General features: G+C 69.2%; 22 protein-coding genes and 1 pseudogene. 15 read left to right on the top strand and 8 right to left on the bottom strand.

Features of this window, described 5'->3' with window-relative positions; all coding sequences use genetic code 11:
• Positions 1-45: 45 nt before the first annotated feature.
• Both DW298_RS16120 and gdhA read left to right on the top strand, forming a co-directional pair.
• Positions 46-2,757 carry a phosphoenolpyruvate carboxylase gene (locus DW298_RS16120; RefSeq protein WP_136043488.1) on the top strand — a complete coding sequence of 904 codons (2,712 nt, stop codon included), beginning with the start codon at positions 46-48 and terminating at the stop codon, positions 2,755-2,757.
• Between the two features lie 133 nt (positions 2,758-2,890).
• Complete coding sequence (gdhA, locus tag DW298_RS16115; protein ID WP_136043487.1) at positions 2,891-4,261, top strand: NADP-specific glutamate dehydrogenase; 1,371 nt, start codon at positions 2,891-2,893, stop codon at positions 4,259-4,261.
• A 61-nt stretch (positions 4,262-4,322) separates the two neighbouring features.
• On the opposite strand, the gene DW298_RS16110 is transcribed toward gdhA, so the two are convergent.
• A complete protein-coding gene (locus tag DW298_RS16110) occupies positions 4,323-4,925 on the bottom strand; it encodes a gamma carbonic anhydrase family protein (RefSeq protein ID WP_136043486.1) in 603 nt (200 codons plus the stop codon).
• A 46-nt stretch (positions 4,926-4,971) separates the two neighbouring features.
• A complete protein-coding gene (gene mfd, locus DW298_RS16105; protein WP_136043485.1) occupies positions 4,972-8,559 on the bottom strand; it encodes a transcription-repair coupling factor in 3,588 nt (1,195 codons plus the stop codon).
• 76 nt (positions 8,560-8,635) lie between these two features.
• Between mfd and DW298_RS16100 the strand changes: the two genes are divergently transcribed.
• The 7 genes from DW298_RS16100 (at position 8,636) to DW298_RS16070 (ending at position 14,343) form a co-directional block, all read left to right on the top strand.
• Positions 8,636-9,199, top strand: coding sequence for a GNAT family N-acetyltransferase (locus DW298_RS16100; RefSeq protein ID WP_136043484.1), 564 nt, complete (start codon positions 8,636-8,638; stop codon positions 9,197-9,199).
• Positions 9,200-9,269: 70 nt separating this feature from the next.
• On the top strand, positions 9,270-10,133 hold the full coding sequence (locus tag DW298_RS16095; RefSeq protein ID WP_136043483.1) for a DNA-formamidopyrimidine glycosylase family protein: 864 nt from the start codon (positions 9,270-9,272) through the stop codon (positions 10,131-10,133).
• A 276-nt stretch (positions 10,134-10,409) separates the two neighbouring features.
• On the top strand, positions 10,410-11,453 hold the full coding sequence (ribD, locus tag DW298_RS16090) for a bifunctional diaminohydroxyphosphoribosylaminopyrimidine deaminase/5-amino-6-(5-phosphoribosylamino)uracil reductase RibD (protein ID WP_136043482.1): 1,044 nt from the start codon (positions 10,410-10,412) through the stop codon (positions 11,451-11,453).
• Entirely contained in the window at positions 11,453-12,082 is a 630-nt protein-coding gene (locus DW298_RS16085; protein WP_136043481.1) for a riboflavin synthase, read from the top strand. The genes ribD and DW298_RS16085 overlap by 1 nt, the downstream gene beginning before the upstream one ends.
• Positions 12,079-13,347: a GTP cyclohydrolase II gene (ribA, locus tag DW298_RS16080; protein ID WP_136043480.1), complete on the top strand. Its 1,269-nt coding sequence runs from the start codon at positions 12,079-12,081 to the stop codon at positions 13,345-13,347. Before DW298_RS16085 ends, ribA begins: the two co-directional genes overlap by 4 nt.
• Positions 13,344-13,817: a 6,7-dimethyl-8-ribityllumazine synthase gene (gene ribH / locus DW298_RS16075; RefSeq protein ID WP_136043479.1), complete on the top strand. Its 474-nt coding sequence runs from the start codon at positions 13,344-13,346 to the stop codon at positions 13,815-13,817. The genes ribA and ribH overlap by 4 nt, the downstream gene beginning before the upstream one ends.
• 172 nt (positions 13,818-13,989) lie before the next feature.
• Positions 13,990-14,343 (top strand): Fe-S protein, encoded by a 354-nt coding sequence (locus DW298_RS16070; protein WP_136043478.1) that lies wholly within the window; start codon positions 13,990-13,992, stop codon positions 14,341-14,343.
• Positions 14,344-14,402: 59 nt separating this feature from the next.
• On the opposite strand, the gene DW298_RS16065 is transcribed toward DW298_RS16070, so the two are convergent.
• Complete coding sequence (locus tag DW298_RS16065) at positions 14,403-15,389, bottom strand: LacI family DNA-binding transcriptional regulator (RefSeq protein WP_136043647.1); 987 nt, start codon at positions 15,387-15,389, stop codon at positions 14,403-14,405.
• A 159-nt stretch (positions 15,390-15,548) separates the two neighbouring features.
• Between DW298_RS16065 and DW298_RS16060 the strand changes: the two genes are divergently transcribed.
• From DW298_RS16060 to DW298_RS16045, 4 genes are all read left to right on the top strand, one after another.
• Positions 15,549-16,466: a sugar ABC transporter permease gene (locus DW298_RS16060; protein WP_136043477.1), complete on the top strand. Its 918-nt coding sequence runs from the start codon at positions 15,549-15,551 to the stop codon at positions 16,464-16,466.
• 46 nt (positions 16,467-16,512) lie between these two features.
• Positions 16,513-17,358, top strand: coding sequence for a carbohydrate ABC transporter permease (locus DW298_RS16055; RefSeq protein ID WP_136043646.1), 846 nt, complete (start codon positions 16,513-16,515; stop codon positions 17,356-17,358).
• 66 nt (positions 17,359-17,424) lie between these two features.
• A complete protein-coding gene (locus tag DW298_RS16050; RefSeq protein ID WP_136043476.1) occupies positions 17,425-18,786 on the top strand; it encodes a sugar ABC transporter substrate-binding protein in 1,362 nt (453 codons plus the stop codon).
• Positions 18,787-18,851: 65 nt separating this feature from the next.
• Positions 18,852-20,600 (top strand): beta-galactosidase family protein, encoded by a 1,749-nt coding sequence (locus tag DW298_RS16045; protein WP_136043475.1) that lies wholly within the window; start codon positions 18,852-18,854, stop codon positions 20,598-20,600.
• Here the strand turns inward: DW298_RS16045 and DW298_RS16040 are convergent.
• Both DW298_RS16040 and DW298_RS16035 read right to left on the bottom strand, forming a co-directional pair.
• Positions 20,587-21,066, bottom strand: a complete 480-nt coding sequence (locus DW298_RS16040) for a GAF domain-containing protein (protein WP_136043474.1) — start codon at positions 21,064-21,066, stop codon at positions 20,587-20,589. The genes DW298_RS16045 and DW298_RS16040 overlap by 14 nt on opposite strands.
• A gap of 26 nt (positions 21,067-21,092) precedes the next feature.
• Positions 21,093-21,587 carry a metallophosphoesterase gene (locus DW298_RS16035; protein ID WP_136043473.1) on the bottom strand — a complete coding sequence of 165 codons (495 nt, stop codon included), beginning with the start codon at positions 21,585-21,587 and terminating at the stop codon, positions 21,093-21,095.
• Positions 21,588-21,731: 144 nt separating this feature from the next.
• Here DW298_RS16035 and DW298_RS16030 point away from each other — a divergent pair, with 144 nt between their 5' ends.
• Positions 21,732-23,192, top strand: a complete 1,461-nt coding sequence (locus tag DW298_RS16030; RefSeq protein ID WP_136043472.1) for an MFS transporter — start codon at positions 21,732-21,734, stop codon at positions 23,190-23,192.
• Between the two features lie 83 nt (positions 23,193-23,275).
• On the opposite strand, the gene DW298_RS16025 is transcribed toward DW298_RS16030, so the two are convergent.
• From DW298_RS16025 to DW298_RS16015, 3 genes and pseudogenes are all read right to left on the bottom strand, one after another.
• Positions 23,276-23,653: a type II toxin-antitoxin system VapC family toxin gene (locus tag DW298_RS16025; RefSeq protein WP_136043471.1), complete on the bottom strand. Its 378-nt coding sequence runs from the start codon at positions 23,651-23,653 to the stop codon at positions 23,276-23,278.
• A complete protein-coding gene (locus DW298_RS16020; RefSeq protein WP_205820407.1) occupies positions 23,650-23,832 on the bottom strand; it encodes a hypothetical protein in 183 nt (60 codons plus the stop codon). The genes DW298_RS16025 and DW298_RS16020 overlap by 4 nt, the downstream gene beginning before the upstream one ends.
• 150 nt (positions 23,833-23,982) lie before the next feature.
• Positions 23,983-25,013, bottom strand: a pseudogene (locus DW298_RS16015) (LD-carboxypeptidase).
• Positions 25,014-25,087: 74 nt separating this feature from the next.
• Between DW298_RS16015 and DW298_RS16010 the strand changes: the two are divergent.
• The gene (locus DW298_RS16010; protein WP_136043469.1) at positions 25,088-25,294 is read left to right on the top strand and encodes an AsnC family protein; all 207 of its coding nucleotides are present in this window, start codon (positions 25,088-25,090) and stop codon (positions 25,292-25,294) included.
• Positions 25,295-25,327: the final 33 nt, after the last annotated feature.

Genomic DNA, 25,327 nt, shown 5'->3' with positions numbered 1-25,327 from the left:
GTCATGCGTGCAGGACACCCCCATCGCCCGGGATACTCTCGAAGGGTGACCCCCGCACACTCTTTCTCCGAGCCCACGAACACCGAGGCGATCCGCGTGATCGGCCGATTCGAAGCCGGTCGCGGCACGCCGGACGCGATGCGCACCGACGTCAGGATGCTCGGGCAGCTGCTCGGGCAGGTCCTGCGCGAAGCCGGTGGCGACGGACTCTTCGAGGACGTCGAGCGTCTGCGACTCGCGACGATCCAGGCGTACGACGAGGAGACGCCCGACGCGTTCGAGCGCGCCGCGGCGATCGCCGAATCGTTCACGATCGCCAGGGCCGACGAGGTCGCCCGCGCCTTCACCTGCTACTTCCACCTGGTGAACCTGGCCGAGGAGCATCAGCGCGTGCGAGTGCTGCGCGAGCGCGCCGGTCAGCCGGTCCCTTCGACGGGCTCAGGGACCCAGGGTCAGACGGCCGACACCGTCGCTACCGCCTACGCTCGGCTGCGCAGCGAGGTCGGTGATGACGAAGCCCGCCGCCGCCTGGACGGCCTCCGCTTCCACCCGGTGTTCACCGCGCACCCGACCGAGGCCCGCCGCCGTGCCGTGTCCTCGAGCATCCGCCGCCTGTCCGAGCTGCTGACCCAGCACGACGCGGCGAGCGCCGGAGGGTCCGAGGAGCACCGCGCCCGCCGCCGGATGCTGGAGGAGATCGACACGCTCTGGCGCACCGCACCACTGCGGTCGCAGAAGCCCTCCCCGACGGACGAGGTCCGCACCGTGATGGGCGTGTTCGACGAGACTCTGTTCACGACGGTGCCCCACGTGTACCGCCGCATCGACGACGCCCTCCGCGGCGAGGATTCCGGAGCCAGCGCCCCGGTGGTGCCCGCCTTCGTGCGCATCGGCTCCTGGGTCGGCGGCGACCGCGACGGTAACCCGTTCGTCACGGCATCCGTCACACGCGAGGCCTCGCAGATCGCGGCCGACCACGTCCTCCGCGGGCTCGAGCGTGCGCTCGACCGCATCGGCCGGACCCTCACTCTCTCCGCGGACGACACCCCGCCGAGCGCCGAGGTCACTGCACTCTGGGAGCGATTCGCGTCGGCCGAGCCGGAGCTCGCTGCCGAACTCGCGACCCGCTCCCCGGACGAGCCCCACCGCCGCGTGCTGCTCGTCCTCTCCCGCCGCGTCGCCGCGACCCGCCACGGAGATTCCACGCAGGGCTACGCCCGCCCCGAGGAGCTGCTCGAAGACCTGCGGACCGTGCAGTCCTCGCTCGCTGCCGCCGGCGCGAAGCGTCATGCGTTCGGCGGCGTGCAGCATCTGATCTGGCAGGTCGAGACGTACGGCTTCCACCTCACCGAGCTCGAGGTGCGTCAGCACTCGCAGGTGCACGCGAAGGCCCTGGCCGAGCTCGACGCGGGTGAGGCCATCAGCGCCCAGACCGAAGAGGTGCTGGAGGTCTTCCGCGCGATCGCGGACATCCAGCGCGACCGCGGCCTGCGGGCGGCCGGACGCTACGTCGTCTCGTTCACCCAGGCCGCCTCGGATCTGGCGAACGTCCACCGTCTCGCCCGGTACGCGCTCGGCGATGATGCGCCGGTGCTCGACGTGGTGCCGCTGTTCGAGACGTTCGCCGACCTCCAGGCGGCGCCCGGGATCCTGGCTGAGGCCGTGACGTTCCCGGAGTTCCGCGAGCGCATGGCCGCCACCGGCAACCGCCTCGAGGTCATGCTCGGGTACTCGGACTCGTCGAAGGATGTCGGTCCCGTCGCCGCGAACCTCGCGCTGTACGAGGCGCAGGAGAAGATCGCACGTTGGGCGCAGGAGTCCGAGATCGAGCTGACGCTCTTCCACGGTCGCGGCGGCGCCCTCGGACGCGGCGGCGGCCCCGCCAACTCCGCGATCCTCGCCCAGCCGCCGCATTCGGTCGACGGCCGGTTCAAGCTCACCGAGCAGGGTGAGGTTATCTTCGCGCGTTACGGCGAGCCGGCCATCGCGATGCGGCACATCGACCAGGTCGCCGCCGCGACTCTGCTCGCGTCGTCGCCCACTGAGGAGCAGCGCACCAGCCGCGCGGCCGAGCGCTACGCCGAGGTCGCCTCGACCATGGATGCCGCCTCCCGCGAGCGCTTCTTCTCGCTCGTGAAGGCCGAGGGGTTCGCGCCCTGGTTCGCCACGGTCACCCCGATGGAGGAGATCGGCCTGCTCGCGCTCGGCTCGCGTCCCGCTCGTCGCGGACTGTCGGTCGAGTCCCTCGAGGATCTGCGGGCGATCCCGTGGGTGTTCGCGTGGACGCAGGCGCGCATCAACCTCGCCGGCTGGTTCGGTCTCGGCACCGCCCTGGACGCCGTCGGCGATGAGGAGCTGCTCATCGAGGCGTACCGCGAGTGGCCGCTGCTTCGCACCATGATCGACAACGTCGCGATGAGCCTCGCCAAGACCGACGAGCGCATCGCCCGCCAGTACCTGGCACTGGGCGACCGCGATGACCTGGCACAGCTCGTCCTCGACGAGCTCGCCATCACGCGACGCTGGGTGATCCGTCTCACCGGCGGCGAGCGCCTGCTGGAGAACAAGCCGGTTCTCCAGCGTGCCGTGCAGCTGCGTAGCCCGTACGTCGACGCTCTCTCGCTGCTGCAGCTGCGTGCCCTGCGCGCGCTGCGCTCGGCCGAGGAGCCCACCGGGTCCGGCGCCGATGCCGAACAGCAGCGCCTGCTTCTGCTCTCGGTCAGCGGTGTCGCCGCCGGCCTGCAGAACACCGGGTGACCGATATGCCGTCTGGCCGGGTGCGCGATCCGCATTCGGCCGGCCGCTAGAGTGAAACCTCCGCCGACTCCGGCGACGCCTCACGCGACACGATCGCCTGCACCACAATCCCCCATCAGAAAGTCCCTTCCGCGTGACCGCTACGACTCCCGCCGACTTCCATCCGCTCGCCGCCTCCGTGCAGCCCGTGTTCGACACGGTGCTGTCCCGCAGCCCGTACGAGCCGGAGTTCCACCAGGCCGTCCACGAGGTGCTGCACTCGATCGCACCCGTTCTGGAGCGACGCCCGGAATACGTCGACGGCGGCATCCTCGAGCGCCTCGTCGAACCCGAGCGGCAGATTCTCTTCCGCGTGCCGTGGATCGACGACGCCGGCAAGCTGCAGGTCAACCGCGGCTACCGCATCCAGTTCTCGTCGGTACTCGGCCCGTATAAGGGCGGACTGCGCTTCCACCCCTCGGTGAACCTCTCGATCATCAAGTTCCTCGGCTTCGAGCAGATCTTCAAGAACGCGCTCACCGGTCAGGGCATCGGCGGCGGCAAGGGCGGGTCCGACTTCGATCCGCACGGCCGCTCCGACGCCGAGGTCATGCGCTTCTGCCAGTCGTTCATGAACGAGCTGTACCGCCACCTCGGCGAGCACACCGACGTCCCCGCGGGCGACATCGGCGTCGGTGGCCGCGAGATCGGCTACCTCTTCGGCCAGTACCGCAAGGTCACCAACCGCCACGAGTCGGGCATGTTCACCGGCAAGGGCACCGGCTGGGGCGGCGCCGAGGTGCGCACCGAAGCGACCGGCTACGGGGCGGTGTTCTTCGCGCAGGAGATGCTCGCCGTGCACAACGACTCCCTCACCGGCAAGCGCGTCGGCATCTCGGGCTCGGGGAACGTCGCCATCTACGCGATCCAGAAGGCCACCCAGCTCGGAGCGACCGCCGTCACGGCCTCCGACTCGTCCGGCTACGTCATCGACGATGCCGGTATCGACGTCGACCTGCTCCGTCAGCTCAAGGAGGTCGAGCGCGCCCGCATCGTCGAGTACGCCAACCGTCGTCCGAGCGCGCGCTTCGTCGAGGGTGGCAGCGTCTGGGAGGTCCCGGTCGACATCGCCGTCCCCTCCGCCACGCAGAACGAGGTGAGTCTCGCGGATGCCGAGGCGCTGATCGCCAACGGCGTCCGTGCCGTGTCCGAGGGGGCGAACATGCCCTGTGTTCCCGACGCCGTCGAGGCCTTCCAGAAGGCGGGGGTGCTGTTCGCGCCCGGCAAGGCCGCGAACGCCGGCGGTGTCGCGACCTCGGCTCTCGAGATGAGCCAGAACGCCTCGCGGCAGCGCTGGTCCTTCGCCGACAGCGAGAACAAGCTGCGCGAGATCATGGCCGACATCCACGATGCCGCCTTCGACGCCGCAGAGCGTCACGACGTCGGCGGCGACTACGTCGCCGGAGCCAACATCGCGGGCTTCGAGCGCGTCGCCGCCGCGATGCTCGCTCAGGGCGTCATCTGATCCGCACGACACGAGGCCGGGCATCCGCAGGGGTGCCCGGCCTCGTCGTATCCGGAGTGGCTCAGCCGGTGACCTCGCGGTCGTGGGCATGCCGGGCGAGGGAACTCCCGTAGCGCTCGGTGAGCTGCACCATCAGGTCGGGGGTGTCGCGGTCGACGCCGAACACGTGACCGGGGAAGTCGAGCTCGGGCTGCGCCGCCGCGATCTCCTGATCCCGGTCGGGCGAGAGCAGCTGCACGGGGTCGCCGACTGCCACCCACCCGATCGGGACCACTGTTCCCTCGGGGAGCACGGCGCGACGATGCACGATCGCGTTGACCCGCACCTCGCAGCGGGCCCCCACGAGGGCGCCGTTGAAGACACGGGCGCCGGACGCGAAGAAGACCTCCTCGCCCACCGTCGCCCCGGCGATGCTCGCCAGCGTGCCGATCAGCGTGTGCGCGCCGATATGGACCGCATTGGCCGCGGTGGCGCGGATCAGCGCGTTCTCCATCACGATCACGTTCTCGCCGAGGGTGATCGGTCCGCCCTCGGCCGTGATCACGGCGCCGTGCAACACCTGGCAGCCCGGCCCCACCTCCACATCGCCGGAGATGACGGCGGTGGGGGCGATGACGGCGGTGTCATGGATGCGGGGGCGAGCCCCGAGGTGCTCGTACAACATGCGGCCAGACTAGTCCCGCCACAGCCGCGAAAGCAGCCGCCGCACGCTACTCGGCTTTGACCGGCTCCGGGAAGATCGCGGTGAAAAGCTGCTCGACCCATTCGAGGAGCTGCGTGTCGGGCAGCGGCTCGAGCCCGACCCCGACAGCGGCGGGCACGGTCGGCATCGGCACGACCAGCGCCTCTCCCCCGGCCACGAGCTTCGCCTTCGGATACAGCCGCTGCAGTCGCACCTTGATCGAGTCCTCGAGCCGCGCCGGCGCGATGCGCAGGTTCGAGCCCATGACCACCACGTCCGTCAGTCCGGCCCGCGCGGCCCGACGACGCAACCGCGAGATCGCCAGCAGTCCCTCGACCTCTTCCGGCGGCGTGCCGTAGCGGTCGACGAGCTCTTCGATCACGAGGTCGATGGCGCCGTCCTTCGCCGTGGCCGCCGAGGCCGCCGACAGTTTCTGGTAGGCCTCGAGACGCAGCCGCTCGCTGTCGATGTAGTACTCGGGGATGCGCGCGTCCAGCGGCAGCTCGAGGCGCAGCTCCTGCCCCGTCTCGACCTCGTCGCCGCGGAACGTCGCCACGGCCTCGCCGATCATGCGCAGGTAGAGGTCGAAGCCGACGCCGGCGATGTGCCCGGCCTGCTCGGCGCCGAGCATGTTGCCCGCGCCGCGGAGCTCGAGGTCCTTCAGCGCGACCTGCATGCCCGAACCGAGCTCGTTGTTGACCGCGATGGTCTGCAGACGGTCGGCCGCGGTCTCGGAGAGCGGCTTCATCTCGTCGTACAGGAAGTACGCGTACGCCCGCTCACGCCCTCGCCCGACCCGACCGCGGAGCTGGTGCAACTGGCTGAGCCCGTACTTGTCGGCACGGTCGATGATGATGGTGTTCGCGTTCGAGATGTCGAGGCCGGTCTCGATGATGGTGGTCGAGACGAGCACGTCGAACTTGCGCTCCCAGAAGTCGTCGACGACCTGCTCGAGCTGATGCTCGCCCAGCTGCCCGTGCGCGACGGCGATGCGCGCCTCCGGCACGAGTTCCGCCAGCTGCGCCGCGACGCGCTGGATCGACTGCACGCGGTTGTGCACGAAGAAGACCTGACCCTCGCGCAGGATCTCCCGCCGGATGGCCGCGGCGATCTGCTTGTCGCTGCGGGGTCCGACGAACGAGAGGATCGGATGCCGGTCCTCGGGCGGCGTCGCGAGCGTGGACATCTCGCGGATACCCGTGACCGCCATCTCCAGCGTGCGCGGGATCGGGGTGGCGCTCATGGCGAGGATGTCGACGTTGGTCTTCAGCTTCTTCAGCGCGTCCTTGTGCTCGACGCCGAACCGCTGCTCCTCGTCGATGATCATCAGCCCGAGGTCCTTGAAGATGACCCCCTCCGTCAGGATGCGGTGGGTGCCGATGATCATGTCGACAGAGCCTTCCAGCAGCCCCTGGAGGGTGAGGCGGACCTCTTTGTCGGTCTGGAACCGCGACAGCGCACGCACCTTCACCGGGAAGCCGGCGAAGCGCTCGGTGAAGGTCTCCATGTGCTGCTTGACCAGGAGCGTGGTCGGCACGAGCATCGCGACCTGCTTGCCGTCCTGGATCGCCTTGAACGCCGCGCGCACGGCGACCTCGGTCTTGCCGAAGCCGACGTCGCCGGAGAGCAGTCGGTCCATCGGGATCGGCCGCTCCATGTCGGCCTTGATCTCGTCGATCGTCTGCAGCTGGTCCTGCGTCTCGGCGAACGGGAACGCCTCTTCGAGCTCGCGCTGCCAGGGCGTGTCCGGGCCGAATGCGTGACCCTTGGCGCTCATGCGCGCCGAGTACAGCTTGACGAGCTCGACGGCGATGTCGCGCACGGCCTTGCGGGCCTTGCCCTTGGCCTGTGACCAGTCGCTGCCGCCCATCTTCGAGAGGGTCGGGGCCTCACCGCCGACGTACTTCGAGAGGGAGTCGAGCTGATCCGTGGGGACGTACAGCTTGTCGCCCGGGTAACCGCGCTTGGACGGCGCGTATTCGAGGATGAGGTAGTCGCGCACGGACTTGGTGGCGTTGCGGCCGCCGGTGGACACCTCGCGCTGCGTCATCTCGACGAACCGCCCGATGCCGTGGGTGGCATGCACCACGAAGTCGCCCTGCTTCAGCTGCAGCGGGTCGACGACGTTCTTCCGCCGTGAGGCGAGCTTCTTGACGACACGCTGGTCGCCACCGATCGTCCGCCCGTAGAACTCGTTGTCGGTGAGGACGGCGAGCTTCGCCTCCGGCACCTGGAATCCGGCCTCGACGGACCCCGTGACCAGGGTCGCGACACCCGCCTCCGGCGCCTCCGTGAGGCTCTCGACGACGCGGGCCGCGAGGCCGCGGTCGGACAGCACGTCGCGCGCACGGTCGACAAGGCCGCTGCCGGCGGCGATCACCACCACGCGCCAGCCGTCGGTGACCTTGGCCTCGACGAACGAGATCGCCCCGTCGACGTTGCCGTGGAACGACGGGATGATGGCGGCGCCGAGGGTGGCGGCATCCGCATCGGAGGCCGCATCGCCGTCGCCGACGCTGATGCCGAAGGGGCTCAGCTGCCACCAGACACCACCCCGGTCGCGCACGACCTCGCGCAGTTCGGCGATCGTGAGGAAGTCGCCGGCACCGAGGTCGATGGGCGCCGAGGCACCGGAGGTGGCCGCGCTCCAGGCGGCATCGAGGAACTCGCGGTTCGTGTCACCCAGAGTGATCGCGCGCGCGGTGGAACGGTCGGGGTCGACGACGGCCGTCGCCGCACCTGCCGGCAGGTACTCGGCGAGGGACTTCAGCGGGCCTGCGACCGCGGGCAGGAGCGATTCCATGCCCTCGACCGGGATGCCCTCGGCCATCTTCTCGAGCATGCCCCTGATCGCCGGGAAACCCTCGATCAGACCGCGTGCTCGGTCGCGGACGTCGGCGGTCAGCAGCAGTTCGCGGCTGGGCGGAAGGTCGACGCCGGGCACGTCGCCCGGGAGCGAGCGCTGGTCGGCGACGGAGAAGGCGCGAATCTGGTCGATCTCGTCGCCGAAGAACTCGACGCGGAACGGGTGCTCCGAGACGGGAGGGAAGACGTCGAGGATGCCGCCGCGCACGGCGAACTCACCACGGCGGGACACCATGTCGACGCGGGAATAGGCGCGCTCCACGAGCTGCTCGACCACGCGGTCGAGCTCGTTGCCCCTGCTGCCGACGGAGAGCTCGAGCGGCGCGACCTCCCCGAGGTTGCCCGCGATCGGCTGCAGCGCCGCGCGCACCGAGGCGACGATCACGAGCGGGTGGTCGCCCGACCACTCGGCGACGCGGCGCAGCGTCTGCAGGCGCTGGCCGACCGTGTCGACGCTGGGGCTCAGGCGCTCGTGCGGCAGCGTCTCCCAGGCCGGGAACGTCAGGATGTCGGCATCGGGCAGGTAGGCGTGCATCGCCAGCGCCAGGCTCTCGGCACGGCGCCCCGTGGGGACGACGGCGAGGAGCGCCGGGGGGTGCCCGGCCGCCGCGCGCTTGCCGAGCAGGCCCGCGAGCGCCGGTGCATCGAGCCCGTCGACCAGCCCGAGGTCGGCATCGGTGTGCGCCCACTGCAGGGCGTCACGGTACAGAGACGCCTCTTCCAAGGCGCGCAGAATCCCCGGAACAGTCACCGGATAAGACTAGTCGCGCCCACGGACACTCCGGCTGCGCCCCGTTCCGAGGCGCCGATCTCAATAGGCTGTCGGGATGGAATCCGTCACCCTGACCACCGAACGCCTCGTCCTGCATGCACCGACGGAGGCGGACATCGATGCGATCACGGAGGCGTGCCAGGACCCGGAGATCGCGCGCTGGACGACGGTTCCGAGCCCCTACAACCGCGAGGATGCCGAGCACTTCGTGCGTCTCGTCGCGGGATCGTGGGCCGACGGCTCAGAGGCCGTCTGGGGCATGTACGCTGACGACGAGCTCGTGGGCATGATCGGTCTGCACGGCATCGCCGCCCACTTCACGGGCGCATCCGCCGAGCTCGGGTACTGGGTGACCCCGGCTGCCCGGGGCAAGGGTCATCTCTCCGAAGCGGCCGGCGCCGTGATCGACTGGGGCTTCGCCGACCTCGGGCTGGTCCGCATCCGCTGGCGGGCCGTCGCCGGGAACGTCCCCTCGGCGCGTGCCGCCCGCGCGCTCGGCTTCCGCTACGAGGGCCTGCAACGGCAAGCACTCACGAGCCCGCGCGGTCGCGACGACGGCTGGATCGCCGGCCTGCTGCACGATGACGACCGCGCACCGGTGGACTGGCCGATCCTCTGAGGCGCGATCGCCGCGACCCGGAGCGTCGGCGCCAGGTGACAGTGTCGGCGGCCGATGACAGGATGAACGCATGCCGGAGATGCCGGAAGTCCAGGGCCTGACCACGTTCCTCGCCGACCGTGCCGTGGGGCGCACCATCACCCGCGCGACCGTGTCGGCGATCGCCGCGTTGAAGACGTACGATCCCCCGATCACCGCGTTGCAGGGCGCCACCATCACGGCATCCGCTCGGCTCGGCAAGTTCGTCGTGCTGTCCTGCGGCGACGAGCTGCACCTCGTGTTCCACCTCGCGAAGGCCGGGTGGCTGCGCTGGTACGAGGTACTCCCGACAACGCTCATCAAACCCGGCAAGTCGCCGATCGCCCTGCGGATCGCGCTCGACGACGGCAGCGGGTTCGATCTGACCGAGGCCGGAACGAAGAAGTCGTTGGCCGTGTACGTCGTCCGTGATCCGCACGAGGTTCCCGGCATCGCACGGCTCGGCCCCGATCCGCTCGACGACTCGTTCACCCGTGACGCGTTCGCCGCGCTGCTGGAGGATCGGCGGATGCAGATCAAGGGGCTGCTGCGTGACCAGGCGGTGCTCGCGGGGATCGGCAACGCCTACTCCGACGAGATCCTGCATGCCGCCCGGATGTCGCCGTACGCGATCGCCGGAAAGCTCGACGATACGGAGATCGACCGCCTGTACGGGGCGATGCGCGAGACGCTCACCGAGGCGGTCGCCGAAGCATCGGGCAAACCTCCGGCCGACCTCAAAGACGCCAAGCGCCGCGGGATGCAGGTGCACGCGCGCCGCGGCGAGCCCTGCCCCGTGTGCGGTGACACGGTCCGCAGCGTGTTCTTCGCCGACCGCTCGCTGGAGTACTGCCCCACCTGCCAGACCGGCGGCAAGGTGCTCGCCGATCGGCGACTCTCTCGACTGCTGAAGTGATCGCGCCCCTGCCGGTCCATGTCTTGGAATGAAATGTGCGCAGATGCGTTGAGTACACTCAGAGCAACAACGTGCTCCGGGGTCGGTGGGAATCCGAACCGGCGGTGACAGTCCGCGAGCGTCTCGAGAGATCGGGATGCCGATCCGGTGGAATTCCGGGACCGACGGTGATGCGAGGGAGACCTCGCTAGTCCGGAAGGGAGGCAGCACGAGACGCATCCGTGCGTCCGTTCCGCCATCCCTGTCTGACCCCGAAGCCTCAGAGGAGGACGAGGGATGGCAGTCAACGCGGCAGAGCGCAGCGCGATGGATCGCGCGCTCCAGCTCGCCACGCGCGGACCCCGCGGGGCGAACCCGCAGGTCGGAGCGGTCATCCTCTCCCCCGACGGCACCGTCCTCGCCGAGGGCTGGCATCACGGAGCCGGCACCCCGCACGCCGAGGTCGACGCGCTGTCCAAGCTCGCGCCCGGCGATGCCCGCGGCGCCACGGCCGTCGTGACGCTCGAGCCCTGCAACCACACCGGCCGCACCGGTCCCTGTGCCGTCGCCCTGATCGAGGCGGGGGTCACCAGGGTCGTGTACGCCCTCGACGATCCCGGCGCCGAATCGGGAGGCGGGGCGGAACGCCTGCGCGCCGCCGGCGTCGACGTCGAATCGGGTGAGCAGGCGGATGCCGCGCACGCGCTCATCGACGGCTGGCTCACGACGCAGCGGCTGGGACGCCCGCACATCACGGTCAAGTGGGCGCAGAGCCTCGACGGCCGCGCTGCTGCTGCCGACGGTTCGAGCCAGTGGATCACCGGGCCGGCCGCCCGCGCCGACGTGCACCGCCGCCGCGCGGAGGCCGACGCGATCGTCGTCGGCACCGGCACCGTGCTCTCCGACGACCCCGCGCTCACCGCCCGCGACGGCGACGAGCTGCTGCCGCACCAGCCCATCCCGGTGGTCATCGGTGCGCGCCCGACGCCGACGGACGCCGCCGTGCACCGGCATCCGCACTCCCCCCTCTTCTACGAGACCCGTGATCTGCAGACGGTGACCGCCGATCTGCACGCGCGCGGCATCCAGAGCGTCTTCGTCGAGGGCGGGCCGACCCTGGCCAGCGCGTTCATCGAGGCGGGTCTGGCCGACCGGGTGCTCGCCTACATCGCGCCGGTGCTGCTCGGCGGTGACATGCTCGCCCTTCGCGACATCGGCGTCGCGTCGATCGACCAGGCGCGCCGCCTCACGATCGACGAGTGGGTACCCCTCGGGTCCGATCTGCTCGCGATCGCACACCCCGCAGCACCGACAGACCCTCAGAACGAAGGAGCCGCCTGATGTTCACCGGAATCATCGAGGAGATCGGCGAGATCACCGCGATCGCGCCCGCCGGCGACGGCTGGCGCCTGACCGTGCGCGCCCCCCGCGCGGCAGCGGACGCCGTGCACGGTGAGTCGATCGCCGTCTCGGGCGTGTGCCTCACGGTCGTCGGCTCCACCGCAGACACCTTCGACACCGACGTGATGAAGCAGACGCTCGACGTCGCCGCGATCGGGTCGGCGACGATCGGCACGCGCGTCAACATCGAGAAGGCCATGCCGGTCGGCGCGCGACTGGGCGGACACATCGTGCAGGGGCACGTCGACGGAGTCGGCGAGGTGCTCGAGGTGCGACCCGGCGCCCAGTGGAGCGTCCTGCGCATCAGCCTGCCGTCCGACCTCGCCCCGCTCGTGGTCGACAAGGGCTCCATCTCGGTCGATGGGACATCGCTGACCGTGAGTGCCGTCAGCGAGCCCGCCGACCCCTCCCCCTGGTTCGAGGTCTCGCTCATCCCGGAAACCCTCGCCGCGACCACTCTGGGCAGTCGCGCGGTCCGCGACCGCGTCAACCTCGAGACCGACATCCTCGCCCGCCACGTCGAGCGCCTGCTCGCGTTCCGTGCCGCACCGGAAGGAGGCTCGCGATGAGCCTTTCCACCATCGCCGAGGCCCTGGAGGCGCTGCGCGCCGGGCGCCCCGTGCTCGTCGCCGACGACGAGAACCGCGAGAACGAGGGCGACGTGATCCTGTCGGCCGAACTCGCCACGCCCGAGTGGGTGGCGTGGACGGTGCGCTGGTCGTCCGGCTTCATCTGCGCCCCGATGCCGACCGATCTCGCCGATCACCTGAACCTGCCGCCGATGGTGGCCGCCAGCGAAGACGCCCGCTCCACCGCCTACACCGTGAGCGTGGACGCCGCCGAGGGCGTCACGACCGGCATCAGCGCCCACGACCGCGCGCACACGCTGAACGTGCTGGCGAACCCGGGCTCGACGGCGACCAGCATCATCCGTCCGGGCCATGTGCTGCCGCTGCGCGCGGTCGACGGCGGCGTGCGGGAGCGCAGCGGGCACACCGAGGCCGCCGTCGAGCTGATGAAGCTCGCGGGCCTGCGGCCGGTCGGCGCGATCGCCGAGGTGGTCGCCGAAGACGGCAGCATGATGCGCCTGCCCGGCCTGATCGACTTGGGCGCTCGCGACGGGGTGCCGGTCATCACGATCGAGCAGCTCATCGCGCACCTCAACGAGATCGACCCCGAAGGCGCCACCCCCTCGGCGCACCGCGGGCGCCGTGTGAGTCTGCGCGCCGACGCCACGGTCCCCACCACCCACGGGAGCTTCCGTTTCCTCGCCTACAAGGACCGGGTCACGGGCACCGACCACATCGCCGTCGTCTCGGGTGAGCTGGGCGAGACGGCTCTCGTGCGGGTGCACTCGGAGTGCCTGACCGGCGAGGCGTTCGGCTCGCTGAAGTGCGAGTGCGGACCGCAGCTGGATTCGGCGCTGGATGCGATCGAGAAGCAGGGCGGCGTCGTCATATACATGCGCGGTCACGAGGGGCGCGGCATCGGCCTCATCAACAAGCTGCGGGCGTACAGCCTGCAGGAGGAGGGGCTCGACACGGTCGACGCGAACCTCGCCCTCGGGCTGCCGGCCGATGCGCGCGACTACGCCGCGGCGGCGGGCATTCTCGCCGACCTGGGCGTGTCGAAGGTGCGGCTGCTGACCAACAACACCGACAAGGTGGAGCAGCTGCGCGAGCTCGGGCTCGACGTCATCGAGCAGGTGCCCCTGATCGTGGGCGTCGGACCGAACAACCACCAGTACCTGGAGACCAAGCGTGACCGGATGGGTCACATCATCGGCGAAGCGGAACTCGCAGAGGCGCTCGCCCACGGGAAGGACCAGAAATGAGCGGCGCAGGAGCACCCGAGACCGGCAACATCGATGGACGCGGTCTGAACGTCGTGATCGTCGCCGGCACCTGGCATGAGACGATCTCGAACGGCCTGATCGCGGGTGCGGAGCGCGTGCTGAACGACGCTCAGGCCACGCACCGCCTCGTGCGGGTGCCCGGGTCCTTCGAGCTCGCTCTCGCCGCGCAAGCCGCGTTCGCCGGCGGCGCCGATGCGGTCGTCGCGCTCGGCGTCATCATCCGCGGCGGCACACCGCACTTCGAGTACGTGTCGGCCGCGACCACCGACGGCCTCACCCGTGTCGCGCTCGACGCCGGCAAGCCGGTCGGTTTCGGCGTGCTGACCCTCGACGACGAGCAGCAGGGTCTCGACCGGGCCGGGCTCGAGGGTTCCAAGGAAGACAAGGGTGCCGAGGCGGCCGACGCCGCACTGCGCACCGCGCTCGTGGTCCGGGAGCTGCGCGGCTGAGTCGGCCGTACACCTGTCGGGAGAATGACCGGGCGTAGGGGCGAAATCGGCGTTTCCGTCCGACATCCGTGCAATCTCCCGACAGGTGGACCCAGGCGAGCCCGCCGCACACCGGCGCAGGTCAGCCTGACCTTGCTAGCGCAGACCGACCGACACCTCCTACGGTGAGGGCATGGAGACTCTGCGCCACATCGTGCTGTTCGTCCATCTCATCGGCTTCGCCGTGCTCTTCGGAGCGTGGGCGGCTCAGGCGTTCGGCGGCAAGCGCCAGATCACCAAGATCATGGACTACGGCCTGGCCATCGCCGGTGCCGCGGGCCTCGCGCTGGCTGCTCCGTGGGGCATCGAGTACGACCTCAACTACGTCAAGATCGGCGTGAAGCTCGTCGTGCTGCTCATCATCGGCGCCCTGCTGGGCATCGGCTCCGCACGTCAGAAGCGCGGCGCGACCGTGCCGCCCGCCGTGTTCTGGCTGATCGGCATCCTGGCGCTCCTGAACGCGGGCCTCGCCGTCATCTGGCGCTGAGCCTCCCGCTTCCGCTGAACGTCCGCGCCTCTGCCGAGGCCTCCCGAGTCCGCTGAGTCTCAGCGCTTCCGCGGCGCCGCCGTGCTCTCCCGGACGACGAGTTCGGTGCTCACCAGCGGCGTCTGCTGTCGCCCGGTGCCGTCGAGCTCGGCGAGCAGCGCGTCCACCGCGAGTGCGCCGACCCGTTCCGGGTGCTGCTGCACGGTCGTGAGGGGCGGCCACAGCTGCGCCGCGTCCGGCAATCCGTCGAATCCGACGAGGCTGACATCGCCCGGCACGTCGCGTCCGGCCTCACGGAATGCGCGGAGCACGCCGATCGCCATCTGGTCGTTCGCCGCGAACACCGCAGTGACGCCGTCGATCTCCCGGAGTGCGAGCCCCGCCGCATAGCCCGAGGCCGCCGACCAGTCGCCCTGCAGCGGCTCGGGCACGGGTCGTCCGTGCTGCTCGAGGGTCTCCTGCCAGGCCTCACGACGTCGCTCCGCCGAGTACGACCGCGAGGGGCCGGTGACATGCCACACCGTGTCGTGGCCGAGTTCGAGCAGATGCTCGGTGGCCAGTCGCGCCCCCTGAGCCTGGTCGGTGTCGACGAACGGATGCGTCTCACCGCGGTTCGAGTCGACGAACACCACGGGCAGCGCCTCAGGAATCTCGATGTCGGCCTCGTCGAGCTGGTGCGCCTCGATCACGATGATGATGCCGTCGACCGCGTGCTCCTCCAGTCGCCGGAATGCTCCGGCCACGGTCTCGCCGGCACTCGACTCCACGGGGATGAGGGTCAGGGCATAGCCGAGTTGCGCGGCGCGCACGGCGATGGCGTCGAGCGTGCGCTGGTTGCCGTAGGAGCTGAACGAGAACATCACGACGCCGATGGTGCGGAACCGCCCTGATCTCAGCGCGCGAGCGGCGCTGTTGGGCCGATAGCCGAGGCTGTGCATCGCGGCTTCGACGCGCTCGCGGGTGGCGGCACCGACGTAGCCCCTGGCGTTCACGACGCGCGAGACCGTCTGGCCGGAGACACCTGCCTCACGGGCGACGTCTTCCATCGAGGGCTCACGACGACGTGTCGACGTCTCCGTCGGTTGCGCTGGGATCACGATCACCCATCCCCTCATATGTTGACGTTGACACACTAGCAGCGCATCGAATATGTTGACGTTGACACACGGCGCACGCTGCGCCCGGAACGTAAGAAGGAATCGTCGATGACGACTGAAACCCCCGTAGCCCTGGGCGCCCCCGGCGTCCGGCGCCGCGACAAGCGCGACTGGAAGGGCTGGGCCTTCGTCGGCCCGTTCATGGTCGTCTTCGCCCTGGTGTTCCTGACACCGCTCGCCTACGCGCTGTACCTGAGCTTCTTCCAGGAGAAGCTCATCGGCGGCAACGCGTTCGTCGGGCTGGACAACTACGTCCGTGCGCTCACCGACCCGCAGTTCTGGGAGGCGTTCGGCCGCGTGCTGATCTTCCTCGTGGTGCAGGTGCCGATCATGCTGCTCCTCGCGCTCGGCGCCGCACTCGCCCTCGACAGCGCCCGTCTGCGCGGTGCATCGTTCTTCCGCATCCTGATCTTCCTGCCCTACGCCGTGCCCGCCGTCGTGGCGGTGCTGATGTGGGGCTACATCTACGGCGATCAGTTCGGCCTCACGAGCAACATCAACGACTTCCTCGGCGTCGACGCCATCACGCCGTTCGCGAAGGAATGGATGCTGCTCTCGATCGGCAACATCGTCACGTGGGAGTTCGTCGGCTACAACATGCTGATCTTCTACTCGTCACTCAAGACCATCCCGACCGACATGTACGAGGCCGCCTCCCTCGACGGCGCGGGGGCATGGCGCACGATCTTCTCCATCAAGATCCCCTCCGTGCGCGGCGCGCTCGTGATCGCGACGATCTTCTCGATCATCGGCAGCTTCCAGCTCTTCAACGAGCCGAACATCCTGCGTCCCCTGGCTCCGAACGTGATCACCACGTTCTTCACGCCGAACATGTACGCCTACAACCTGTCGTTCGCCGGACAGCAGTTCAACTACGCCGCCACGATCGCCATCATCATGGGCATCATCACCGCGGTCATCGCCTACGTCGTGCAGCTGCGCGGCTCGAAGTCGGAGGTGCGCTGACATGGCTCTCCCCCTCGCCCGACCCTCCCGCCGACGCCACGATCCGATGAATCCGCGCAAGTCCAACACGCTGCTGATCGTCATGATCGTCTACGCGCTGTACACGCTCGTCCCGCTGGTCTGGCTGCTGTTCAGCTCCACCAAGACCCAGGCCGGGCTCTTCAGCTCCTTCGGCCTCTGGTTCGCCGACGACTTCGCGTTCTTCGACAATCTCGTCGCCACGTTCTCGTACCGCGACGGCATCTTCCTCCGCTGGCTCGGCAACACACTCCTGTACGTCGTGGTCGGCGCGGGCGGTGCGACGCTGCTCGCCACCATGGCCGGATACGGTCTCGCGAAGTTCCGCTTCCTCGGCAGGCGCGCGGTCTTCGCCGTCGTTCTCGGCGCGGTGGCCGTGCCCGGCACGGCACTCGCCGTCCCGACGTTCCTGCTGTTCAGTGAGCTGGGCCTGACCAACACCCCCTGGGCCGTGATCATCCCCTCACTCATCAGCCCCTTCGGGCTGTACCTGATCTGGGTGTTCGCCACCGAGTCCGTGCCGACCGAGCTGTTGGAGGCCGCGCGCATCGATGGCGCAGGAGAGTTCCGCACCTTCTTCACGATCTCGATGCGTCTGCTCGCACCAGGCATCGTGACGGTCGCGCTGTTCACGGTCGTGGCGACCTGGAACAACTACTTCCTGCCCCTGATCATGCTCTCGGATCCGGCGTGGTACCCGCTCACGGTCGGCCTGAACCAGTGGAGCGCGCAGGCCATCGGCGCGGGCTCGCAGCCGATCTACAACCTCGTGATCATGGGCTCGCTCCTCACGATCATCCCGATCGTCATCGCCTTCCTGCTGCTGCAGCGCTTCTGGCAGTCAGGTCTCACCGCGGGAAGCGTCAAGCAGTAGCCCCGCACTCCTTCCTCACCCCCTCGCGATCCGATGCTGGATCGCACCTCCCGAAAGGACACAGCAATGAAGCACCTTCCCTCACCGACACGGCGCGCCCTCGCGGTGCTCGCCGCAGGAACCGTGGCAGCACTGACGCTGACCGGCTGCAGCACCGGCAGCGACGCCGGCAGCGGCTCCGGCTCCGACGGCGGTTCCGGCTCCTTCGACTCCGTCGAGGCCGCACTCGAGAAGGGCGGCGAGATCACGTACTGGTCGTGGACCCCCTCTGCCGAGGCCCAGGTCGAGGCGTTCCAGAAGGAGTACCCGAACGTCAAGGTCAACCTGGTGAACGCCGGGACCAACAACGAGGAGTACACCAAGCTGCAGAACGCGATCAAGGCGGGCTCCGGCGCCCCCGACGTCGTGCAGGTGGAGTACTACGCCTTCCCGCAGTTCGCGCTGACCGATGCGTTCGCCGACCTGTCGAAGTACGGCTTCGCCGACTTCGAGGACGACTACACCGCGTCCACCTGGAACTCGGTCACCAGCGGCGACGCCATCTACGGCCTGCCGCAGGACTCCGGCCCCATGGCGCTGTTCTACAACAAGACCGTGTTCGACGCCGCGGGCGTCGAGGTGCCGACCACCTGGGACGAGTACTACGAGGCGGCGAAGAAGATCCACGCCGCGAACCCGGACGCCTACATCACCAACGACACCGGCGACGCCGGCTTCGCGACCTCCATGATCTGGCAGGCCGGAGGCAAGCCGTTCGAGACCTCGGGCACCGACGTCACGATCGACCTGCAGGACGAGGGATCGAAGAAGTGGACGGAGAACTGGAACCGCCTCGTCGAGGAGGATCTGGTCGCGCCCTACGGCAGCTGGAGCGACGAGTGGTTCCGCGGCCTCGGTGACGGCAGCCTCGCGACCCTCGTGATCGGCGCCTGGATGCCCGGCAACCTCATCACCGGCGCCCCCGACGGGGCCGGTGACTGGCGAGTCGCGCCGATGCCGACCTACGACGGCACCCCGGCCAGCGCCGAGAACGGCGGTGGCGGTCAGGCCGTCACGTCGCAGAGCAAGAACCCGGAACTCGCAGCCGGCTTCCTGTGGTGGCTGAACAACTCGGAGGAGAGCATCTCGATCTTCCTCGAGTCCGGCGGCTTCCCGTCGACGACCGCCGAGCTCTCCAGCGAGGAGTTCCTCGCCGATGCACCCGAGTACTTCGGCGGACAGAAGATCAATGAGGTCCTCGCGGCCGCAGCCGACGAGGTGGTCGAGGACTGGAGCTACCTGCCCTACCAGGTGTACGCGAACAGCATCTTCGGCGACACCGTGGGCCAGTCGTACCAGAACGGCACCGACCTGAACGAGGGCCTCACAGCCTGGCAGGACGCGCTGGTCGAGTACGGCAACGCGCAGGGCTTCACCGTCAACAAGTAACACCCGCGGCTGAGCCGGCTCCGGGCGGGGCCGGCTCAGCCCCTCGATCGAAAGCACTCCGACACGTGACCACGTTCTCTCTCGGCGACACCGACTTCCTCCGCGACGGTCAGCCGCACCAGGTGATCTCCGGCGCCATCCACTACTTCCGTGTGCACCCGGACCTGTGGCAGGACCGCATCCGCAAGGCACGGCTGATGGGCCTGAACACGATCGAGACGTATGTCGCCTGGAACGCGCATGAGCCCCGGCGCGGCGAGTGGGACGCGACCGGATGGAACGACCTCGGACGCTTCCTCGACCTCGTTCATGCCGAAGGCCTGGATGCGATCGTGCGCCCCGGTCCTTACATCTGCGCCGAGTGGCACAACGGCGGGCTGCCGGTGTGGCTGACCGGGAGCATGGATGATCTGCGGTCGTCCGCGCCCGACTTCCTCGTCGAGGTGAGCGCCTACCTGCGCCGCGTGTACGACATCGTCGCGCCGCGCCAGATCGACCGGGGCGGGCCCGTCGTGCTCGTGCAGATCGAGAACGAGTACGGCGCGTACGGCTCGGACAGGGCCTACCTCGAAGCTCTGGTCGCCGTCACACGGGACGCCGGCATCACGGTGCCTCTGACGACCGTGGATCAACCCGTCGATCAGATGCTGAGCGACGGCAGCCTTCCCGAACTCCACAAGACCGGCTCCTTCGGATCCCGCAGCGCGGAACGACTCGCCACCCTGCGCCGCCATCAGCCGACCGGGCCCCTGATGTGCTCGGAGTTCTGGGACGGCTGGTTCGACTGGTGGGGTGGAGTACACCACACGACCGATGTCGCCGCTGCGGCAGCCGATCTCGATGCCCTCCTCGCGGCCGGAGCCTCGGTCAACATCTACATGTTCCACGGCGGAACGAACTTCGGTCTCAGCAACGGCGCGAACGACAAGGGCCGCTACCTGCCGCTCGTGACGTCCTACGACTACGACGCGCCGCTCGACGAGGCCGGCAACCCCACGGAGAAGTTCTTCGCCTTCCGAGAGGTGATCGCGAAGTACGCCCCAGTGCCGGACGACCTGCCGGCACCCGCGAGCACCGCACCCGCCTTCGACGTCCCGCTCTCCCCCGCCGGGGCGTGGACGGATGCCGCCGGATCCGGTGCGGTCGCGGCCCAGCCGCAGACCTTCGACGCCCTCGGACATCTGAGCGCCCTGGTGCGGTACGACGTAGACCTTCCGGACAGGAACGGCGGTCTCCTCCTCATCGACGAGGTGCGCGACCTCGCCTGGGTCAGCGTCGACGGTGTGGCCGTCGGCACGCTCTCCCGTACACGAAACGACCGTGCGCTCCGGATTCCTGCCGGCCGCACCCTCAGCTTCCTGGTCGAGGACCAGGGCCGGGTGAATTACGACCACCGGCTCGGCGAGGAGAAGGGACTGATCGGCGAGATCACTCTCGACGGCGTTGCCGTGACCGGGTGGCGCTCGACACCGCTCGACGTCACCGCCATCGCCGACGCCATCGCCGACCTGCTCACCTCGGATTCCGCGCGCGGCGAGCTGCCCGGTGGCCCCACCGCCTGGAGCGCCGAGTTCGACCTGGACACCGCGAGCGACCTCTTCCTCGACACCGCGTCATGGAGCAAGGGATACGCATTCGTCAACGGCTTCTTCCTCGGCCGCTACTGGCGCAACGGGCCGCAGCGCACGCTCTACGTGCCCGCTCCTGCGACGCGCCCCGGCGGCAACCGGCTCGTGGTGCTGGAGCTCGAGCAGATCCTGACGCCCACCGCCTATTTCGTCGACGCACCGGCACTCGGCGTCACGGAGGAGTGACCCGGGAGCGACCTCCGGTGCGCGACCAGAGCCCGATCGATTCTCTCCCGACATCGGCATCGTTGATCCGCTGCCAGTTGCGCCCTCCCCTGGCAAAGGTCGCACGCACGGCGGAGGGGACGTCGGCGGGTGGCGTCGGTGCATCGAGCCATCGGCACGACCTGACGTGCACGAGGTCGACGTCTCGCGCTGCCGGGGCGGTGTCGTAGCGCCACGGCCCGTCGAGCATGCCCAGCCACACGAGCCCCTCGTCGTCACGTGTCCAGACGAACGCCCCATCCGGTGCCGCCGCGAATCGCTCGAGGCGTCGAGCCATCCGCTCGCCGTAGGCGGAATCGACCGAGACGAGTGCGTCCGCGAAGGAGGCGGGCGGTGCGTCCAGCACACCGCCCACGCCGCAGACGCCGACCGCGAGCGCGCGCTCCACGGCGGGCCCGTCGGGGACCCGGTCGTCCCGCGAGCGCATCGGAGCGCGGTAGACAGGCGGATGATTCACAAGGCCACCCGCATCGCGGCCCCGGAGGTGCCGTCGATCGTGACCCACATCATGGTGCACGCCGGCTGCCGACGGCGGTCCGTGGGCGACCCGGGGTTGAGCAGCCGCATGCCCGAGGGCGACACGGTGTCCCACGGGATGTGCGAGTGCCCGAAGACCAGGAGATCGACGCCGGAGTATGCCTGGTCCATCCGCTCCTCGCGCTTGCGGGACTCCCCCGTCTCGTGCACGACGGCGATGTCGACACCCTCGACCATGAACCGGGCGACCTCGGGCAGCCGCGCGCGCAGCTCGGGCCCGTCATTGTTGCCGTACACGCCGTGCAGCACCCGCGACCGCGCCTCGAGCAGATCGAGCGTGGCCTCGTCGGCCCAGTCGCCTGCGTGCACGACCACGTCGGCCTCGTCGACCGCCTGCAGCACCGCGTCGGGCAGACGCCGGGCCCGTTTCGGCACGTGCGTGTCGGCCAGAAGCAGCATCTTCGTCGTCATCGTTCCCCCGCCTTTCGCCGCCTCCGACTCTATGCAACGGCATCGCTCGCCGGATGACACGCGAAACGCGTACACAGCCAACACTCAGGGAGGCGTAAACTCACCGAGTCCCCGGTATACCAAGGGGCTGAACGGAGGAGCCTCATGAGTACTGCCACTGCGCCCGCGAACCCGCGCTCGCGCGTCATCACGGCGAGCCTGGTCGGGACCACGATCGAGTTCTACGACTTCTACGCGTATGCGACAGCAGCCGTGCTCGTCTTCCCGGTGCTGTTCTTCCCGACCGGGGACGACACCACCTCGCTCCTCTCGTCGTTCGCGGTCTTCGGCGCCGCGATGGTCGCTCGTCCCATCGGCGCCGTCGTGTTCGGTCACTTCGGCGACAAGTTCGGTCGCAAAGCAACCCTGGTGGCATCGCTGCTGACGATGGGTATCGCGACCTTCGTGATCGGTCTGCTCCCCACCTACCAGGACATCGGCTGGTGGGCGGCGCTCCTGCTGCTGATCCTGCGTCTCGCCCAAGGCTTCGCGCTCGGTGGCGAGTGGTCGGGGGCGGCTCTGGTGGCCACCGAGAACGCCCCGAAGGGCAAGCGCGCCTGGTACGGCACCTTCCCGCAGCTAGGCGCACCGCTCGGCTTCATCATCGCCAACTTCCTCTTCCTCTCGATCAACTGGCTGCTGCCGCACTCCGAGAACCCGGCGCTCAAGTCCGAGGCGTTCCTCTCCTGGGGCTGGCGCATCCCGTTCCTGTTCTCGGCCGTCATGGTGATCATCGGCCTGTGGGTGCGACTGAAGCTCGTCGAGTCCGACACGTTCAAGAAGGCGGAGACGAAGGGCGTGATCCGCAAGCTCCCGCTCGCGACCGTGTTCCGTCACCACTGGAAGCAGCTCATCCTCGGCACGTTCATCATGCTGGCGACGTACGTGCTGTTCTATCTCATGACGAACTTCACGCTCGCCTACGGCACCAAGCCCGCGTCGCTCGAGACCGCGTCGGCCGCCGCGAAAGCCGCAGCCGAAGCTACGGGTGCCCCGTTCGACCCGACCAAGTTCGCCGCGCAGTTCTATCCCGGCCTCGGCTTCGGCTACACCGACTTCGTGCTGATGCAGATCATCGGCGTGGTGTTCTTCGGCATCTTCACGCTGCTCTCCGGCCCGATCGCCGACGCGGTCGGACGCCGGAAGCTGCTGCTCTGGGTCACCGGCGCCATCATCGTGTTCGGCTTCACGTTCAACACCTTCCTCCTCCCCGCCGTCGACCCGAAGTTCACCGGTGCACTCGCCCAGGCGTTCCTCGTGTTCGGTTTCATGCTGATGGGCGCGACATTCGGACCGATGGGCGCCCTGCTCCCCGAACTGTTCCCGACGAACGTGCGGTACACGGGGTCGGCGATCGCCTACAACGTGTCGTCGATCCTCGGCGCGGCCGTGGCACCGCTGATCGCGCTCTGGCTGTGGGCGCTCGGCGACGGCGCGCCGTGGCTGGTGGGCCTCTACCTATCCGCGATGGGTGTGCTGACCTTCATCGCACTGCTCCTCTCCCCGGAGACGAAGGACCACGACTACGACGACGACCTCGGGGTCGCCGCCGCCGTCGAGCTCTGATCACGGAGAGCGGCAGCCGCCGGCGTCGGCGTCGGGGCTGCCGCTCCCGCAGGACTCAGATCAGCACGCGGGCGTGACGCCCGTCAGAGGACGATGACCTCGCAGTAGCGCGCCGCCGTCTTCGCGAGCTTCCGGTCGAGCGTGAGCAGCGGAATGCCGAGGGCCTCGGCAAGCGCGACATACCCGGCGTCGTAGGCGGTGAGATCGTCTCGCAGCATCCAGATCCGCGGTATCAGCCAGCGCAGCGGATGCCGCGTGATCTGCAGCTCACCGAAGAGGTCGAGCGCCTCCCGTGCACGGTGGGCGGGCAGACCGTCGTAGAGCGTCTGCCGCCGCAGCACCGACAGCACCTCGATGTCGAGTCCGGCGTGCGCGTGGAAGTCGTCACCGTGCACCCAGTCACTTGCGCCCAACAGGGCATCGATCGCCGCGGAGGCATCGAGCACGACCGCGGTGCTCACGGAGCGATCTCGTCGTCCCTGTCGGCACGAGCCGCGTCACGCGCCGCGAGGATCTGGTCTCGCGTGAGCGCGCTTCCCTGCTTCGCCGACCGCTCGCGCGCAGCCGCCATGATCTCCGCGTTCGTCCGGTATTGCACGAGGTCCGCGAGTTCGCGGGCGACATAGTCGGACAGCGACATTCGCTCCGCGGCGGCGCGTTCTTTTAGGCGTGAGTGAACGTCGTCCGGGAGATTTCGTACCTGCAGCATCCGACCCACCGTTCCAAGATCGCATGCGCTGCACATGCGCGAAAGAGGGATCTGTGGATAAGTCGCGCCGTCTAGCTCCGATCAGTACTCGGCGACGATCGTCCGCGTGGCGCCGTCGACGACCATCGTGCCGCCATATGGCAGAACCCACTGCGGGCGCGTGTGCCCGAACGGTGGACCGACGCAGATGACCGCCTCGGAGTTGTACCGGGTCACGACGTCGACGACCGCGTCCCGCTGCGCCGCGCGGAGCGCCGCAGCCTCCGCAGGACCGGGGTGGAATTCGAAGTCGCTCACCGGCGGACGCGCGACCACGACCGCAGAGACCGCGCTGAGGATCCCCCGCTCCCCGAGACCACGCAGCCACCGTGAGACCCAACCGGCCGGCGGACGCTCCTCGCTCGTCTCCAGCAGCAGAATCGCCCCTTCGAGCTGCGCCGCCGCCGGAAGCCGGTCGACGAATGCGAGACCATCGATCACCTCGAGACATCCGCCCCAGGTCGTGCCCTCGACGCGCACGGCGGGCCCGGCCCAGGTCCACGACTCGGTCGGGATGCGGTCACCGAACTCCACGAGCGCTCGCGGGTCCGCCCACCTCCGACCGACATCCTCCGACTCCCCCGGTTCGGTGATCTCCAGCGCGCCGCCGTCCAGCAGCAGCGCGCGCAGCGACCGCAGGTGGATGCTGTCCACCTGCGGTCCGGGCCCGAGGTGCACGGCTGTCGATCCGCCGTAGTAACCCTGGACGCCGAGACCCCAGAGCCAGTTGAGGATGTTCGTGTTGTCGCTGTAGCCCACGAAGGGCTTCGGATCGACCACCGGGAGCGTCGGGTCGAGGTGCGGGACGACGAGGATCTGGTCATCGCCGCCGATCGGGTGAGGATCGCCCGGATGCCCGGGTCGGCGAACGCCGCATTCACGTCGGCGGCGCGTGCCTGCGGGCTCGCGTCGAGCTCACGCGTGGTTGGGTACTCCACCGGAATCAGCCCGGTGTGCTTCTCGAGGCGGCGCAGAGCCTGTGCGTGGAGTTCCGGCGCGACGGCGGGCGCCGCGAACGCGGGCGAGAGGATGGCGACGCGATCGCCGGGAACGAGCTTCGGAGCGGTCAGCATCCCTCAAGTCTCACACGTCAACAGACATTGACATTTCTGCAGCAGTCAACAAGTATTGACGCAGGAGGTCCATCATGAAGCTACCGACCGCGATCGCACAGGACGATGGCAGCGAGCCGTTGGCCGCACTGCACAGGCTCGCAGAGACGCGCAAGGAGATCGCCCGCGCCGAAGAGGCGAACGTGCGCCGCGCCAGGAACCAGGGGTACTCCTGGCAGGCGATCGCGAGCGCGCTCGGCGTGAGCAAGCAGGCCGCGCACCGGCGGTTCGGGCGCTCCTGACGCCCGCACCGGCACCGCGCCCCCTTACAGCCC

Source organism: Microbacterium sp. A20, assembly GCF_004794515.1.
Classification (GTDB): Bacteria; Actinomycetota; Actinomycetes; order Actinomycetales; family Microbacteriaceae; genus Microbacterium.
The sequence above is the reverse complement of the archived record's forward strand: the minus strand, read 5'-3'. Positions and strand labels throughout refer to the sequence as shown.